The sequence below is a fragment of the Methylacidimicrobium tartarophylax genome, assembly GCF_902143375.2.
Classification (GTDB): domain Bacteria; phylum Verrucomicrobiota; class Verrucomicrobiia; order Methylacidiphilales; family Methylacidiphilaceae; genus Methylacidimicrobium; species Methylacidimicrobium tartarophylax.
Genome location: NZ_CABFVA020000108.1, coordinates 1 through 647 on the forward strand (window position 1 = coordinate 1; position 647 = coordinate 647).

A 647-nucleotide genomic window follows, 5' to 3' on the forward strand; every position below is an offset into this window, starting at 1 on the left:
CACCGCCAAGAGGACTTGCTGGCGATCTTGCCGGTGGTCCCTGCTGTAGCCGTACCGCGTCAGCCCCTTCGGTCCGTCCCCCTCGAAGTAGACGCTCGTCAGATCGTAGAGCACAAGACTCACCCCTCCGGGGAAGGCCTCCCGGTAGAGCCCCCGCTCGATCCCGCTCCAGCGCCCATCCAGCGCGTCCATCGCCCCGTAGAGATCCTCTTCGTCGAAGGCTTCGTCCTGCTCCAGTCCACAAGAGCGGGCGAGCAAGCTCCCCACTGCTTTCTCCCGAAGCGCCAGCTTCGAACTGGGGAAAAGGATCCGCCCAAAGATCATCGCCAGCAAAAGCTTCCTCTGCCTTTCCTCCGGAATCGACGCAAAAAGCCTCTCCAACCCAAACCGCTCCCATGCCTCCCGCAAAACCGCCAAGCCCCCGTAGTTCAGGACTGCGGAGACTTCCAAATCCGGCAGAGCAACCATCTCCTTGCCCTCGACAGCCGCGATGATGGCCGATTGGAGTTCAGGCGGCATCCGGTTCAAATGAAGAACCGTCCGCGCTCGAGGTCCCTTCGGAGTGCGGACTGATTCCCGCAAAAGAACCGACTCGTAGGTCTTGCCGTTCTGGATGCGTCGGACGCGCTGGATGTACACTCTGGCTT

At 61.5% G+C, this 647-nt stretch carries 1 protein-coding gene; it reads right to left on the reverse strand.

Features of this window, described 5'->3' with window-relative positions; all coding sequences use genetic code 11:
* Positions 1 to 639: IS1634 family transposase N-terminal domain-related protein (locus tag MAMT_RS08990; RefSeq protein ID WP_512698672.1), on the reverse strand; the 639-nt coding region annotated here is incomplete at its 3' end.
* Positions 640 to 647 lie beyond the last annotated feature (8 nt).